Raw genomic sequence first — 15,684 nt, forward strand, 5'->3', positions numbered from 1 at the left:
CCTACAACGAACACACCGCCTGGGCACACCGCAGGACAGCCGCTGCTTGACGACTTACGAACCTGGGATGTCTAGTCAGATCGTCGAAGCGCTGGTCGGGCTCAAGGACGTCCGCGTTCTGGCCTATCGACGTATCGGTCCCGATGTCGAGCTGGTGATCGAGCAGATCGTCGTCGATCGGTTATGCCCGATGTGTGGGGGCGCCGGCCAGATCAAGGAGCGCCCGACCGTGCGCTATGTCGACCTGCCCGTTTACGGTCAGCCGATGCGTCTGGCGTGGCGCAAGCACCGTTTGATCTGTCGGCGACCCGACTGTGCGGGGCCGAGCTGGACGAGTGCCGATCACCGCATCGCGGCCAAGAACTGTCTGCTGACGACGCGCTGCGCCAAATGGGCCACGATGCAGGTCGGGACAGGTCGTGCGGTCTCCGATGTGGCTGGTGAGCTGTCCTGCGATTGGCATACCGTCAACGACGCGGTCATGACTTACGGTCGGGCACTGCTGGCTGCCGACCGGCGTCGCCTAAACGCCACGTCCGCGATCGGCTTGGACGAGACCTCGTTTGTGAAACTGTGCAGCCGTCAGGGCCGTTCGTATGCGACCACCGTCGCTGATGTTGCCAACCACCAGATCATCGAGATCCTGCCCACCCGAAGCTATGTCGATGTCGCCGGCTGGATCGACCAACAACCCCTGGCGTGGAAACACCGCATCCGCTTTGGCGCCCTGGACATGTCGGCGACCTACGCCGCGGTCTACACGGTGATGCTGCCCCGAGCCCAGCAGGTCGTCGATCCCTTCCACTGCGTGCAACTGGCCAACCGGGCCCTCGACGAGATCCGACGACGCGTGCAGCGTGAACAAAAAGGCCACCGCGGCCGGCGTCACGATCCTCTCTACCGGGTCCGCCGGGTGCTGCTCACCGGTGAGGAACGCCTCGACGCCAAGGCCACCCACCGCCTGAGTTCACTGCTGCAACTGGGCGATCCCCGCGGCGAAGTCGCCCTGGCCTACCGCGTCAAGGAACGAGTGCGCGAGTTTTACCGCTGCACCGACATCCACGCCGCCCGCGCGATGCTTTCCGAACTGATCGACCACTGCCTACGCCCGGGCCTGCCGCCCGAACTGAACAAACTCGCCCGCACCCTCAAAGCCTGGTTCGACAAGATCTGCAACTTCCACATCGCCCGCGTCAGCAACGGGCCCACCGAGGCCCTCAACAACCTGATCAAACGCATCAAACGCATCGGCTACGGCTTCACCAACTTCGAGAACTACCGCATTCGAGCACTGCTCTACGCCGGCAAGCCCAACTGGCGGGTCCTCACATCCATCGTCGTCCGATGAACGCAGCACCCCGGCAAGATCCGAAGAGCCTGTTAGTCCTGCTCATCGTCTGATTCCGGATCCCAGCCGGCACCTATCAGAAACGACGCTGCCTGCTCGGCGGCGTCTCGATCGTCGTTCTTAAGGACGTGGGCGTAGGTCTCGAGAAAGAACCCAACGTTCGCGTGTCCGATCCGCTCGCTGACCACCTTCGGGCTCAGCCCGGCTTTCAACGCGCTGGTCGCGTACGAGTGCCGCAGATCATGGAATGTGATTCGTGAAAGCCCGGCAGCCGCACCTAGGCGGTCGAAGCGCTGTCGGATCGTGTCCCGGATGCGGTGGGCGACCGTCCTCGAAGGTGAACACGTAATCGCCGGCGTAAAAGGCGGCGCCGAGCAATTCTCGCTCGCGGTTTTGCCGCTCGCGCCAGCTGCGTAGCGCGGCGAGGGTGGTTCGGTCGATTGAGATGGTCTTGTCGGCGTTGCGGGTTTTGCCTCCGGCTTTGTCCCGCGCGTGCCCTCGGACTACCACTCGACTGTCGTGGACGGTGATTTCGCCAGCATCAAGGTCGACCGCTGACCACTTAAGGCCACAGATCTGGCCCCGTCGGATACCGGTGGTCAGTTCGAGCAGGAACAGCGCCGCGAACCGATCGCGCTGCACCGACATGAGGAATTTTTGAATCTCGCTGGGGTCCCACACGGTACGTCTCTTGCGAAGCCGCTTGGGCGGCTTGATGTTGCTCGCCGGGTTGTATGCGATGTATTTCCACGTGACGGCATCGACGAGGGCTCGGTGGATCATCGCATGGATGTTGCGCACCGTTTTGGGGGCCAGTCCAGGGGAGAGCGCGGTTGGGACTATCCCCGATTTGTACCGGCGTAGCGCCGTCCGCGCCGCGTGGATGGTCGTGCCACATGCCTCGGAGATCTCGAGAGGCTTTGGGTTTTCGCCGTTGGCGACACAAGTGGACCAGTAGCGGAACATCTCGGTATTCCGATCACGCTTGACTCGCCCCTCAGCGAGGAGCATTGCGTAGAGCTTCAACAGCTGTGGTTCGTTCAGCTTTTGAAGCCGCTCTTCGCCGATCCGCGGAACAACGTACGCGTTTGCATAGTCGTTCCAGTTCTGCCACGTCGTCGCATCCAGCGATGCCTCTACGGCTGCGAGCCACTCGGCGAGGAACTGAGCAACTGTGCGAGTCGAGGGACTCACGATGCGGCCGCGATCGGCGTCGCGCATCGCCTCGCGGCATGCCTTCCATGCTTCTTTCTCGGTTGAAAACCCGCCTTTAGAGATCGTCGGATACGTGCCCGTCGCAGGATCCTTGTCTGGGCTTAGGAACCGATACGTCCACGTCTTACCGCGCTGGTACACAGAGCCTTTCATGAAGCCAGCTCACGAAGGCCGGCGGTCACCACGTAGACGCGGCCGCCGAGCCGACGGACCGGCAGCTCTCCGGAGGCCACCAGTCGGTAGGCCGCAGCCCGGCTGATTCCCAGCAGTTGCGCGGCCCGCGGAACCGCGAGCAGAAGGGGCAGGTTGTTAAACACGTTGTCTTCCAATTTCATTCACCACCCTCGAAGAGTCCTATCGGGTAAGGGTTTGTCGGACGCGCCGAATGCGCCGTGTAAGGTTGTCGCCCAGTCGGCTTCGCGCCTTGATGGGCGGTGATCGCCTCGGTCTCGCCAAAGCTCCCATTACCACTGTAAGTCTCCGCAGTGACGCTTCATGCGGAACTTTTGTGCGTGGCTTCGTGGGTTCGCGGGGCAGCGCGTCCGGTGCAAGTCGCCGCGGCCGCGCGATATGCCCCCGGACCAGCACACGACCACGCTTATCCCCAGCTCCCTCGCGGTCCACAACCTAACCCTTCTCGTAATATCCCAAAAGCATTCCCTCCGTTACACTTACGCTCACCCGTATCGCCGCAACTCAATCACAACCGACCGCCAAAAATCTGCACGGCACATTGGCACAAGGGGTGCAATACTGATTTGGGGCCGCGCTGCGCGCGCCCCCAAATCCCGGCCGCTGCAGTTGGATTCGCTCGCCGATGTTGTGAGGTGATCGCTTGTGCTGACGATTTCGCGGCTGTCGCGATGGAGCATCAACTATTACAACGACACCGCCCGCCACGCTGCGCGGGCCGGTTCGGATCGGCAGCGGGCCAACGGTGGGCTGGGGGAGTACTACTCCGAGGGTGATACCCGGACACCGACATGGTTGGTCGCGGGTGACACGGCGCGGGCTGTGGAATTGGTCGGGTTGGATGGGCGCGCGGTCGATGGGGGTAGCGCTGTTCCTGAGGTGGTGCAGCGTTGGCTTGATGAGGGCATCGCGCCCAACGGTGCGGCCGGACGCGCCTTGTCCAAGGGCAGTGTGCACGGGTTTGATCTGACGTTCGCCGCGCCTAAGAGTGTGTCGTTGCTGCGCGGGTTGACCACCGGCATCAACGACAAGGCGGTGTCGGAGGCGCACCGGCGCGCAGTCGACGCCGCGATGAACTATCTGCACCGGCACGCCGGCTACACCCGGGTGCACAACCCGGTCACGGGGATGAAGCATTTGCAACGGCTGCCGGGGTTGGTGGCGATCGCGTATCAGCACGAGACGTCGCGCTGCGGGGACCCGCACCTGCACACGCATGTGATCGTGCCCAACCGCCAGGCCCGCGCCGACGGGGTCGTGGTGTCGATTGATTCCAAGTCGCTGTATCACGAAGCCAAAGCCGCCGGCATCATCTATCAAGCGACGCTGCGTCACGAACTGCACGCCGAACGCGGCGTGGAATGGCTTCCGGTGGACTCGCACACCGGGATGGCCGAGATCGCGGGCATCACCACCCAGTGCGTGAAGGCGTGGTCGCAGCGCTCGTCGCAGTTGCGCGAGTGGGCGCAGCACAACTTGGTCATGGTGGACGGGGCGCCGAGCGCGCAGCAGCTGGCGGCGGCGCAGAAAGCCACCCGGCCGGCCAAGCCCGAGTTCACCTCCTGGGCGCAACTGCAAGCCGAGTGGCGCGCTGATGCGCGCGGTCTGGCGCTGGACCGCGCCGCGCACATCGAGGCGCAGGCGGCGCGGCGCGCCGCGCCGCGGGTGTTGACCGACCGCGCCCGGTTGGCGGGCCTGGTCGCCGGGATCGATAAGGCGGCGTGCACCCGCGCGGATCTGGTGCAGTGGGTGGGCGCGCTGGTGCCGGTGCACGCGCCGGGGGATCCGCGTGCGCTGATCGAGCAGATCGTCGAGCGGGTCGGGGTGCGCATCAGCGCCGCGCGCGACGCGCATCACCGCGAGGGCCACGAGATGTTCACCGTGGACGCGGTGATCGCCGAGGAAGAGCGCGTCTTCGAGCTGGTCGACGCGCTCGATACCCGCGCGCGCCTGGATGTGCGCCCCGAGGATTGGGCCGGCCTGTCGGCGGATCAGACGCGAGCCATCGCCGCCATCGCGCACTCGCCGTATCTAGTGCAGCCGCTACAAGCGCCGGCCGGCGCGGGCAAAACGCACTCGCTGCGCGCGCTGCGCGCTGCCGCGGCGCGCAGCGCCAAAGAAGTGCTGGTGCTCGCGCCGACTGGTAAAGCGGTGGATGAGGCGATGCGCGACGACGCGGGCGACCGCGGGTTCACCGTCGCCAAGGCGCTACACCTTCTCGACAACAGCCAACTAACGCTGAACCGGCGCACCGTGCTCGTCGTCGACGAAGCCGCCATGGTCGGAACCCCCGAGCTGCGCCGCCTACTGGAGGCCACCACCGCGGCGGGGGCCAAGCTGGTCTTGGTCGGTGACGCCTACCAGCTGACCCCGGTCAAAGCCCGCGGCGGCATGTTCGAGCACCTCTGCGAAGACTTGCCATGGTCGCAGCGCCGGTCCGAGGTGTGGCGGATGCGCGACGCCGCTGAACGCGACGCCTCGCTCGCGCTGCGGTCTGGGCGAGGCAACCGCCTACGCAAAGCCATCGGCTGGTACCGCACCAACGATCGCCTGCACACCGGCGATGCGGTCACCATGGCCGCCGACGCCCACGACGCCTACCTGGCCGACCGCATGGCCGGAAAGGACGCCCTACTCGTGTGCGACACCTGGGAAATGGCCGACGCGCTGAACATGCGTTTGCACGACACGCTCACTGTCGAGGGCCCCACCGCGCAGGCGGCTCGCGGCCAGACGATCCGCGTCGGCGATCTGATCATCAGTCGGCACAACGACCCGCGCATTCGAGTAGACGCCGCGCCCGGCGCTGACCGCGAGGCTGAGCAGGTGCGCAATGGCAACCGCTGGCGCGTGGTGGTCATCGACGAGAGGACCAACCGGATTGCCGCCGAACGGCTTACCGACAAAGCCCGAGGATTGTTTGACAGTGACTATCTGCGTGAGCACGTCACCCTGGGTTACGCCGTCACTGTGCACGCCGCACAAGGCGTCACCGCCCACACCGCGCACGCCGTCATCGGCGAATCGGCCAGTCGGGCCATGGCCTATGTGGCCATGAGCCGCGGCCGCGACACCAACCACGCCTACATCTACACCTGTAAGGCCGGCGAAGCCGACCACGAACATGGACACCTAATAGATCATGGCGAGGTCCATCAGTTGCGCCGAGGCAGCAAATACGCCGCCGCACAATACTTCCGGACGATCGCCGCCAACGACGAGCGCCCACGCACCATGCACGCCGAAGCCGCGCACACCGATCGTGCGTTCCTCCCCGACGTCGTCGGCCGCCTGCTCGATCACCACGACGCCCGTCGCGCCGCACGCCACCGGGTTTGGCGCGAACACACTGTGGCCCAACGCGCGGTCTATGAGCGCTGCCAACGCCTTGCCGCCGACATCGGACGATCCGCCGAGTGCGGCATGGACCGCGACTACGGACTCGAACTCTAAAGGCCTCGCCGGGCAAGCCCAAGGGCTTGTCGGTCACCGTCGCCCATCGAGCAGACTGTTGGTTCTGTGCGCGGCCAGGAGAGTTGCATTTTTTGTCGTGTCGAGTTGCGACTTCGGCTTCCTTGTCCTTCATCGCTGGCAGACTCTGCATGGTGGAGCGTCGCACAATTCTCGAAAAGTGGCGCAGCGACCTTGATGCTGCGAGCACTGATGAAGGACGTCTCGACTCGATTACTGAGCTCTTAGCGGCAGTGACGCACCATCGCCTAGATCTTGGCGTACTCGCGGGTCCGCGACGTAGGGATGAGGCTGGGCTTCGTTGGCTGGCATACAAGGAGGCGTTCTCTCCAGCGCTTGTACGAGAGGTGTTGGATCACTGGGGAAGAGTTGACGGCCCGCTTCTTGACCCCTTCGCCGGTTCCGGAACGTCTCTCTACGTTGCGGTCGAGCGCGATATTCCCTCCATCGGCGTCGAACTTTTGGACTACCCCCAGTGGGCGGCGCAGACCATGCTTTCCGCGCGGTTTGCAGATGCTGATCGGCTGGATAGGATCTGTGCCGAAACGATCGGGGCCGCAGCGAGAAGAGGGCGCGGCGCACGACGACAGGACTTCCCAGCACCCGCTGCGGCGTGGGCGATTTCGGCCGAGGTGGCGGACACACTAGCTGCTCTTCGTTCAACGCTTCCACCACGGGGCAACTCGCTAGAGGCGGACTTAGCCCACCTCGCACTGCTCTCTGTGGTGGAAACGGTCAGTACGTCGGTGAAGGACGGTACAAGTCTTCGGCATCGCTCGCCAAGGCGTGAGGGTAGGACGACCCGACCTGGCCGGAAAGACCTGTTTTTCTCACGGATGGATGTGGTTCACCAGTTTCGGGCCGCCGCACGGGCCATCGCCGATGACCTTCCGAAGCTGCCAAGCGGGGATGCTGCAGCAATCGTTCACCGAGCAGACGCCCGTGATCTGCCGCTAGATGACAACTCCGTCGGATGTGTCGTGTTCAGCCCCCCGTATCCGAATCGGTATGACTACACGGCGGTCTATCAACTTGAGTTAGCAGTGGGCGGTTTCGTCGATACGGCCGCTGAACTTAGAGCCTTGCGTAAATCACTTCTTCGCTCACATCTAGAGTCGCCCGCGCCCGTATCCCCTGCCTTCATCGAGCCAGCGGTCGTAGAGGTTCTGCGGGCAGTGGGCGAGGCTGCCCGGCGTAACCCGCCTGGGGCCGGCCGTACCATGCGAATGCTTGTCGGGTACTTCGACGACATGCGGATCGTTCTAAATGAGATTGCGCGCGTGACGCGCCCGGGCGCACCCGTGGCATGCGTGATCTCCACCCAGACGTATTTCGGTGTCGCCGTACCGACGGATCTGATGCTGGCGGCCTTGGCGCAGCGCGCCGGACTGAGCATTGAAGCTCTGTGGATTCTTCGTCGTAAGCGTGTTGCTGTGCAACAGCGCTCGCGTGTCCCGGTAAGAAGCCTTGGCGGTCGAGAGGTGGTGCTATTCCTCCGCAAGGGCAGATAAGGCTACCGACTGTTGCGCCGTGTATAAATAACCTTCGCGGATGTCTTGCGGGCCGCCGCCAACCAAATAGCCACGGTCCAAGCCTTTGTTAAAGCGCTCGCATCCGAACGCAACTGCAAGGCATTTGTGGCAGCCGCCGCGTTCGGCCAGGCAGACGGGGTCGTGAACGCACGTCCATGCGCTCTGAGTGGCCGAGTCGATCCAGCGCTGGAGGTGTTGCTCCGCCAGCGTGGCTAGACCGCCGAGATTGAAGCTTGTGTACTTCGCAACGTAGATGAGTGCGCTGGCCTGGCGCTCAAGCAAGTACTCAGCTACGGAATTCGATGAGTAGGAGGAATGATTCGCCAGGGCATGGATCAGCAAATGACAATAGGCATGGGTGACTCGACGGATGGCGGCGGCGACCTCCGACTCCTCTTGAGCGTAAGTTTGATTCAGCAGCCAGGCCCGTGCAGCCACTTGGTCGACTTCCGCGGGTGGCGCTGCACACCATCGGTTTCGGGCACACCAGGTCCATAGCGTTGTTGCATCAAGCTCAAACAAGATGCCTTCTGTGCGCGCCTCGACGGCCACAAGTGGTAGCCGATCGTCATCTGCGTGCGGTAACGGTGCGAGACGGGCTAGTTGTGGAGTTGGATATTCGCGGGTAAAACCGTATCCCACCAACGCAACTGGGAAGTCTCTGACAACTTTCATGTCAGCGATCCCAGCTTGCGAAGCTGCGGCCAAGCCTCGCTCGAGACGCCTTGCTAGGTCGACATGACCGTCATCGCGCATGCTGGCAGCGATAGTCGTTAGATCGTCCACAGCGCATTCCGCGTGTAAGAACGCACGCTCCATGACGCGCCTGTCTAGCCGGGCCGCATCCAGAGTCTGTGCTTCAAGTACCTGCGCAGTGCGCTCCAACTCGGGTTCATCGCCACGCTGACTATTGAGTTCACTGGTAAGCGTTGCAAGGAGATCGGCGGGAAGATCTGGATGTTGTCGTTGCAGTTCATGTAGAGCCTGTATGCCGGCATCGTTGGCTGAGGCGCGCCGACCCCGAGCCTCGTCCTCAAGCCGGTCAAGCGAATTGACTGTTCCGGCGTAGTGTCCGAGAGCGTAGTGAACCCCCCGTGGAGCACGCAAGGCATCGGTCAATCGTGTGCCGCCGACTGAAACCAGTGTGAGGTGATGTCCGAAGAATGCCCGTGAATCTCGAGCCGTGACTGGCGTGAGGACTCGATCTGCATTGTTTCGAGCCTCGCGCCAACCCAGCCGGCACTGGCATTGTCGGAACTCCACTCCTAGAGGACGGCGACATCTCAAGCATCGGAATCGCGCCGTGTAGAAAGATCCCGAGTCCTCGAAACCTATTGCGCTGTTGGCGTGCTCGGGACAGTGCGGCAGTGTGAGCTCGCGCCTCAATCCGCAGGAGTGGACCTGAAAATACGGCAGCTGCCCGTACGAACCGTTGCGACATTGACGGCAACGTCGTCTGGGCGGCAGCTCATCGACCCGGCGTGCTGAGATGATGTGACCGCACCGTGGATTACTACAAAAGAACATCGCCGGCCATACATCGAAGTCGACGCTTCGTGGTACAACAAGCCGAAATTGGTCATCGTGGTCAGTAACGGGATTGGGGAATCCGACGTGCAATCCACCCGCGGCACTCCATAATTCGAGGACATTTTCAAGCGCCTCGAGGACGGTGGCCATCCGCAATTCGCTGGGGGTGGCCCCGTTTATTCGAGTGGTCGTGCAATACACCCCGTTAGCTTCGTGCTCGAACACTTGGCCAGGCAAATGGGAGAACTCCACTGTTACGCGTGAGCGCTCCATATTATTGCTCCTCGTTCGCGATCGCGAAATCTTCTTCGTCGTTGTCGTATTCTCTGCCGCCGAGAAATTCAAAACGCCGTCGCGCCGGATATCCAGCAGCGCCGAAGTCGGCGCTCGCGTCGACATCCCGCAGACTTGTTGGAGGCCGTGGCCTGAGCGATCTACTTAGTAGCGTCTCATGAGCGGCTTCGATGCTCGCTACCAAGCCAGCGATCTGTTGGTCCACTGTCTCCGCGAAGCGCACCGACATGTTTCGGTCCAGCACGCTTGCGTCCACCCCGTAGGAGCTTCGAGCCTGCGCCCGCAGCAGGGTGACCGGGTCCGCGGTCGGATCCGTTCCTGCAACAGCCCTCAGCCTCTCGATGAGCCGCCGAACAGTATTGGCGCGTGTCAGATCAGAAGGAGCAGTCATATTTCCCAGTGATAAGACGGTGGCGTCGCGGCCCCACTGCTGCGTGAGTAGTGCCGCGACCACCCCACTCGCCGTCTTCCGTGGACCATGGTTGCTGAAGCGATTGAGCGCCACCGGTTCGACGAGAACATTGACATACCGATGCTGGGTGTCAAAGAAGTGAAATACGCTGCGATCACGAACGAAATGCCTTGCGAGGCCCGTAAAGACGATGCCGACATCGCTGCGCCCTGCGCGGCTCGTTGCTTGCACGTAGTACGCGATGGTGCTCGGCATACCAAGAATGAACAAGAGGTTGAGTCGGGCGAGGTCCACGCCGTGGCTGATGAGACTGGTGCCGGCGATGACGGCGAGTCTCTCCTCTGCAGGTATCTCGAGCGTTTCCCGCTCGACTCGGCGGATCACTTCGCTGATCTCAGCTAGCGGAGTTTGTCCATTGAGCCTCACGGAACGAAACCCCGGATCCGAGCGTGTGCCTGCCGTCTCGGCGTGTGCGTTTACCCGGTCGGCGTGAGTCTTTCGGTTGCAGTAGTAGCCTTGAAGCTCATATCGAAATAACAACTCTGGCAACTCATTTGGCGTCGTAACCGTCAAACCGAGCATGCGACAAACGTCAGCAGGCTCATGTCTGGATAGGCTGGCCAGCTCTTCGCGGACTGCGTCGCCGGCGGTAAGACTGAAATCGACAACGTCCATTTGTGTCGGCAACGCCCCGACGAAGATTCGCCGCACCAGATGGTCGTGCCTGCCAGCATAGAAGCTGTCGCCGTCTCGCCATCCGTCGGTTGGAAATCGACGCGGCTGCAGCGCATACAGTTGTATGACTTGGTTTTCGTAATCACTGATCGTGGCGGTTGCTGCGAGTACCTTGCTTGGTAGGCCGCTGCCAGCAACACAGAGGTGCTGCCAAAGAGTCTCATAATGAGCGGCAAATGTGCCAAGCTCCTCACCCAGGAGGTGCAGCTCGTCTTGAATGACCAGGGCTGGCGCAGGATCTTGGATAAATACCGGTTCCCACGAGTCCGATGGAAGCCCACAATGATCGCGTGCTAGACACCTTCCGCTGGCGCCCTGCGGATACGTGACATACCCATGATCCGGGCAGCGGAACGCGGGACCATGCGTGAGATGGCTCGCGTGCGCAGTGAAGCTCAGCGAAGCGATCTTGTCTACCGTTGCGACGACCACTGCAGGCAGCCGGCGGTAGATCTCATCGTCGCTGACGTCGACTGGCAGCACCCGATGGCAATTTCCGCACCGGTGCGCGAGTACCACTCGATCGGGGTCGGGATCCAAGACAACCTGTGACTCACCGCAGAACGGACATGCGGGTATGACCACTTTGGTCCGTCTCCACTGCTCGCCTTGCTCGGCCATCCACTGGATGTCATGCCAGCGTTCATCGTTAGGGTCGGTCAGCTTGTTTGGCGTGTTTCCGCGGCCAACCCAGTAGCCCAATCGGAATTCGCTGCCTGGGTCACCGTGGTTCGTGCGGACCTGCTCGCATGCCGCCACTAGTCGCAACACTCTTTCTAGCTGCTGCACTGAAAGCATCCGAAGAGGGAACCGGATCATCGCCGTAACGCCCGAGTGTTTGCCACGCAGTCGATCGAAAAACATTCCGACGGCGACGATTCCATACAAGGCGGCACTCTTTCCGCCGCCGGTCGGAAACCACAGGACGTCGGCAATTGCGAGCTCGTCCATGTCATCGTATGTGGCCCGATTATCGTCCGCGTGACGGGACTCTGCCCACGCTAGCTGTTGTTCTGCTGGTGCCTCGCGTGCTGCCAGGGCCGCGAGATTCGCAACCACGTATACGATTTGGAAGAGACGCCATGATGACGCAGTGGGATGCCCAGGCGAATCCAGGCCCCCTTCGGTGTTCATTAACGCAAAGGCTTCATTCGCGCGCATGAACGCAACTCCGAGTCCGAGCCGAGGGCCTTCGAGGTCCCGTCGCAGTAAGTCAATACCGCGGCTGAATCGCCGAAGCTCATCTGCGAAGGCGGCGCGATCAGCCTCGCATGCGGCTTGTGATAGTTCGTCCAGGGCGGCATCTGCCAGGTACTCATTCCATGCGCGCAGGTATTCGCGCATACGTCGCTGGATGCGCTCTAAAACCGGCAGGGGATCATCGGCAAGGTCGCGAAACGCGGGTTCCAGCTCTGGTTTGGACTCGTAGACAAGCTGGCGAAAAACCGGCATGGTTGTCGTTGCTAAGGCGCCGTTGCGGGCAAACGTCTCCTCGTCGAGGCAGCAGAACCTGCCGTGTGCGTAGACTCTCGGATCAGTTTTGTAATCCCTTTCGACCAAACGGTATTCAGTCGGTACGACCATTCCGCCACTCACATCAGCACTAAAAGATGCGTCATAAACCGACATTTCGGGAAGATAGCCGCGGTCGCGCACCGGTGTTGGAGAGCAGTTGACGAGTGTCAGGGCCAGCCGAACTGGACCGTCAGGTACTCGTTGAACTGTTGCACGGAACGCAACTATTGGTACGGGCGCGGTCCAATCATGCTGCGCATGCTCACGCAGGAAAGTTTCATAGACCTGTTCGCCATCTTCGACAACTGTGCGGGGCACGCGAACCGCCGAGCTCCCTCTGAGAGGTATCAGGAGGCTTCCGGAATACTCGCCCGTGCTCGACGGATGCTGAGTTTGAACAGCCAAGGAAATTGCGCTCGCGTAGGCAGCCTGTTCTCCTCTCGTGAGCGGCCTCGGATCATCGGGAATCGGAATGATCAGATCGTGGCTAACTTCCACGTCGTACCGCTGGTAGACCGGCCGCAAATAATCGCTAGGCGCGCCTCTTTGCCGTCCGCGCATGTCGTCATGGGCCCCTTGGACGGCGGCCTGCACGGCTGCCGCGGCTTCCGGCGGCAAGTTGGCCAATTCTTCGTCACCGGGCGGAGCCGGAAGTTGGGCGGCGGCCGGGAGGCCATCGCCCGCGTCGTCAACATCTGCGACGTCATCGCCGTCGGCGCGCTCGTCGACCGGAGGGAGCGGATCAACGTCCTCAAGTCCGGAATGTCTGGCCTGCTCAGAATGCGTTGGCGCGTGCTGCAAGTAGAGGGCGAATCGTGTTCGCACCTGCAGAGTGAGGCTCCTGTCGGTTGGAGCGACGAGTGCCGTAAGACCAATCTCACTCGCCGGGAGATGGTCAATTGGTACTCCAGGTTCACTAGGAACATCTGACGCAGAGGGCGCCGGCGGCGCGGCAGGAGGCAGTTGAGGGGACAACACACCGAGCACTACTCGTTCACGAGGCCGAACGTCGACAAGTCTGCGCCCCTGCCGGTCTCGGCCAGCGAGCCGATTTCGGGTTGTGTCAATCAAGTGTTCGGAAAGTCGTACTTGGTCTGCGTTGCGGTCGACTCGCAAGTTCCGCATAGGCTCACCTCCAGGTTCGCTCACGTCGAGGATCCGTTCGAACTTCTGGGGTTGCTACGAAACATCCCGACCAACTATCTTGCCGACGCCAGCGACTCGGTAGACGACCGTTTCATTGACAATCGCTACAGCGTCCGGCCCGAGCAGAGATTCAATGTCGTCCAGATCTTCTTCGTCGCCACCGATTGACGCGATAACTGTGCGGCCGACCCGCTGGTGCAGTAGTCGCAACTGGTGCATAGTTTCGGCAATTGCGGCCGCGTTTTGATCAACAATGGGGTGCCCAGCAATTCGACCGACTCGGCCAACATCAGCCGAGTCCTGCGGTCCGATGCGATCTACGTCAGTCCACTCTCCGACCGCTGCTCGGCCGATTGTTGATCCTTGCCTCGAGAGCTCCTCTGCAAGTGCGTTGCTGGATCCGCAACGGTCTAATGCGTTCGTAAGGGCCTGCTCCCAAGCCGCCAGAAACATCCTGGGAACAGCCCCACGTGACTCCATCAGCAAGGTACGCAAACGGTCGAACGTTGTGGGCTCTACCAGATCTGCGACGAGCATGCCCGGTTGGACATCGAGCACGGATATTCGTGACGCGCTGCCGGCCGCGATGCGCAGAATACGATGGTGGACAGGCACATTGAACACTCGCGCCTCACCGTCTCGATCGGAGACGACCTCAAGCGGCACGAACGCCGTTAACCTATCGCGGAACGCGGTACCCGGCTGCTCGACAGACCCATCATCATCCGGAAGATCGGGCAATTCTTGCGAAATTTGGAGCGCATCGATAATTTTCGCGTCCGCCGACGAAGCGAAATCGAGAAGGAGTCGCCGTGAACCCTTAGGGTTGTTGCGTATTGGCACCGATTCAAGCACGATCTGGGGCACCGAATCAGGCCGATCAATCTCCAATGATAAGCCTTTGGGTGCAAGGTCTTCGATTGCGCCGTACGGTCGAAGAAGCTCGTCAAGGTTCCGGTCGAGGGCCCGACGGAGCGCATGGATCTCGTGTTTGTAGCACAGGACGTTGATAGGACCGATGTCGCATCCGGTCAGCCGGTGCCGCAAGGCATAGCCCGGGGGAGAGGCCAACAGCGTGGGCGTGCTCCGCCAACACGCATCCGAGTCAACGAGGCGCCGAATCTCAAGGGAGCCATCGACGGGGATCAGTACTCCGACCTTCGCGAGGTACCTGAGAGTTGCATCTCGAGCTGTTCGACTGGGAAGAGCTATATCAATCTTGCGTCCCGCCGAGAGCTCAGTATGTACAAGCTCTGCGAGGAGAGATGCCTTCGGGCTTGAGTCCGAGAAGTTCTCGCACGTGCCGACTATCCCTTCTTTGATTCCCGCCCAACATGTCTCAGCCCATGACCGCCATCCGGGTGGGAAGTCGGACGCGCGGCGCTGCATCAGATCTTCGATGCGCTCACTTAGCGTCGGAGTACGCCACCGCGGGCACGCGGCATCGTAATCGCGGAGCGGTGTCACAAGCTCATCTAGGCGTCTCCAGATCGTCGCGGCTTCGATAAGTACTGGCGGCAGCGAACGTCCGCGCCCGCGTGCATCCGCAAGCAATAACGCAGATTTCGCGAGACCTGGTTGGTCTCCGACATCTAGTACAGCCGCGTGTCCGCGACGTGTAGCAATCCGATAGAGGTCGGACTCGGCTTCGGCATGGCGAGCGAATTCCGCCCACCCGCACGAGTATGTCATCGTCCGCGCGGGCCAGCGTCGACGCGCCGAGTCTTCAAATAAAATTACCGGCGCGCCCGAATCCTTGCCCCATGCCACCGCGTTCTCGACAAAGGCATCGTCCTCGTCAGCACCGTCGATGATCACAGCGGCCAGCGACATACCAGCCGCAGCCGGCAACTCCTTCGAAATGACAAGCTTGTTTCGAAGCTCGAACGCCCGCGCACGGCCGCCCGACATGGGCACCACTAAACCGTCTGCGCGCAAACGAACTGCCTTGAGTGCAGGGCTAACTGGCGCCTCTGCGGCATCAAGATTAACTATCTGCTTCAGCCGAATCGCTTGTCGTGTTAGGTACACGACCGGACCATTTCGCACGGGCTGGAAAGGCGAAGGGTATCCATCAAGTTGCAGCGCCGCTGCATGGACTGCTGTCAGAAGCGGAAGGGTTGCAGATCCGCCGGGATGTCCGAGTGTAATGTTCTTTTGCTGTTTGCTTGCAAGTGCAACCAATGCAAGGGCCTCGGTTTCGCACAGCGAAGTTCTCGGTGGCGAACCCGAAATCCAAGACCGCAGGAGCGCATCTCGCCGGGAAAGCGCCCGCAACCACTGGGTGAGACTCG

The 15,684-nt window shown here is 61.8% G+C and carries 10 protein-coding genes; 4 read left to right on the forward strand and 6 right to left on the reverse strand.

The features are described 5' to 3' along the window. The first annotated feature begins 67 nt into the window (after window positions 1–67). Window positions 68–1,348, forward strand: coding sequence for an ISL3 family transposase (locus AWC27_RS04660; RefSeq protein ID WP_085669420.1), 1,281 nt, complete (start codon window positions 68–70; stop codon window positions 1,346–1,348). 32 nt (window positions 1,349–1,380) lie between these two features. Here the strand turns inward: AWC27_RS04660 and AWC27_RS32595 are convergent, their stop codons facing one another. From AWC27_RS32595 to AWC27_RS04670, 3 genes are read right to left on the reverse strand one after another with little or no spacing between them, the layout of a single operon-like run. Beyond that, entirely contained in the window at window positions 1,381–1,698 is a 318-nt protein-coding gene (locus tag AWC27_RS32595) for a tyrosine-type recombinase/integrase (protein WP_342744500.1), read from the reverse strand. Next, window positions 1,589–2,716, reverse strand: coding sequence for an Arm DNA-binding domain-containing protein (locus AWC27_RS04665; protein WP_276075827.1), 1,128 nt, complete (start codon window positions 2,714–2,716; stop codon window positions 1,589–1,591). The genes AWC27_RS32595 and AWC27_RS04665 overlap by 110 nt, the downstream gene beginning before the upstream one ends. Further along, entirely contained in the window at window positions 2,713–2,898 is a 186-nt protein-coding gene (locus tag AWC27_RS04670; protein ID WP_085669421.1) for a helix-turn-helix domain-containing protein, read from the reverse strand. The genes AWC27_RS04665 and AWC27_RS04670 overlap by 4 nt, the downstream gene beginning before the upstream one ends. A gap of 502 nt (window positions 2,899–3,400) precedes the next feature. Between AWC27_RS04670 and mobF the strand changes: the two genes are divergently transcribed. After that, the gene (mobF, locus tag AWC27_RS04675; RefSeq protein WP_085669422.1) at window positions 3,401–6,208 is read left to right on the forward strand and encodes a MobF family relaxase; all 2,808 of its coding nucleotides are present in this window, start codon (window positions 3,401–3,403) and stop codon (window positions 6,206–6,208) included. Window positions 6,209–6,360: 152 nt separating this feature from the next. Beyond that, the gene (locus AWC27_RS29900) at window positions 6,361–7,737 is read left to right on the forward strand and encodes a class I SAM-dependent methyltransferase (RefSeq protein WP_139836771.1); all 1,377 of its coding nucleotides are present in this window, start codon (window positions 6,361–6,363) and stop codon (window positions 7,735–7,737) included. On the opposite strand, the gene AWC27_RS29905 is transcribed toward AWC27_RS29900, so the two are convergent. Both AWC27_RS29905 and AWC27_RS04690 read right to left on the reverse strand, forming a co-directional pair. Next, window positions 7,714–8,544: a Zn-binding domain-containing protein gene (locus tag AWC27_RS29905; RefSeq protein ID WP_139836772.1), complete on the reverse strand. Its 831-nt coding sequence runs from the start codon at window positions 8,542–8,544 to the stop codon at window positions 7,714–7,716. The two genes, AWC27_RS29900 and AWC27_RS29905, sit on opposite strands and share 24 nt — an antisense overlap. A 1,018-nt stretch (window positions 8,545–9,562) precedes the next feature. Beyond that, window positions 9,563–12,562, reverse strand: coding sequence for a C-terminal helicase domain-containing protein (locus tag AWC27_RS04690; protein WP_211281555.1), 3,000 nt, complete (start codon window positions 12,560–12,562; stop codon window positions 9,563–9,565). A 165-nt stretch (window positions 12,563–12,727) separates the two neighbouring features. On the opposite strand from AWC27_RS04690, the gene AWC27_RS30810 reads away from it, so the two are divergent. Further along, window positions 12,728–13,174 (forward strand): hypothetical protein, encoded by a 447-nt coding sequence (locus AWC27_RS30810; protein WP_211281556.1) that lies wholly within the window; start codon window positions 12,728–12,730, stop codon window positions 13,172–13,174. A gap of 249 nt (window positions 13,175–13,423) precedes the next feature. Here the strand turns inward: AWC27_RS30810 and AWC27_RS29910 are convergent, their stop codons facing one another. Continuing rightward, complete coding sequence (locus AWC27_RS29910) at window positions 13,424–15,574, reverse strand: DISARM anti-phage system protein DrmE domain-containing protein (RefSeq protein ID WP_211281557.1); 2,151 nt, start codon at window positions 15,572–15,574, stop codon at window positions 13,424–13,426. Window positions 15,575–15,684: the final 110 nt, after the last annotated feature.

The sequence above is a fragment of the Mycobacterium szulgai genome (assembly GCF_002116635.1).
Lineage (GTDB): Bacteria > Actinomycetota > Actinomycetes > Mycobacteriales > Mycobacteriaceae > Mycobacterium > Mycobacterium szulgai.

What these genes read in the sequence shown, in the direction of transcription:
- AWC27_RS04660 (WP_085669420.1), top strand. Translation starts at nt 68, where the DNA reads ATGTCTAGTCAGATCGTCGAAGCGCTGGTCGGGCTCAAGGACGTCCGC.
- AWC27_RS04665 (WP_276075827.1), bottom strand. Translation starts at nt 2,716, where the DNA reads ATGAAAGGCTCTGTGTACCAGCGCGGTAAGACGTGGACGTATCGGTTC.
- AWC27_RS04670 (WP_085669421.1), bottom strand. Translation starts at nt 2,898, where the DNA reads ATGAAATTGGAAGACAACGTGTTTAACAACCTGCCCCTTCTGCTCGCG.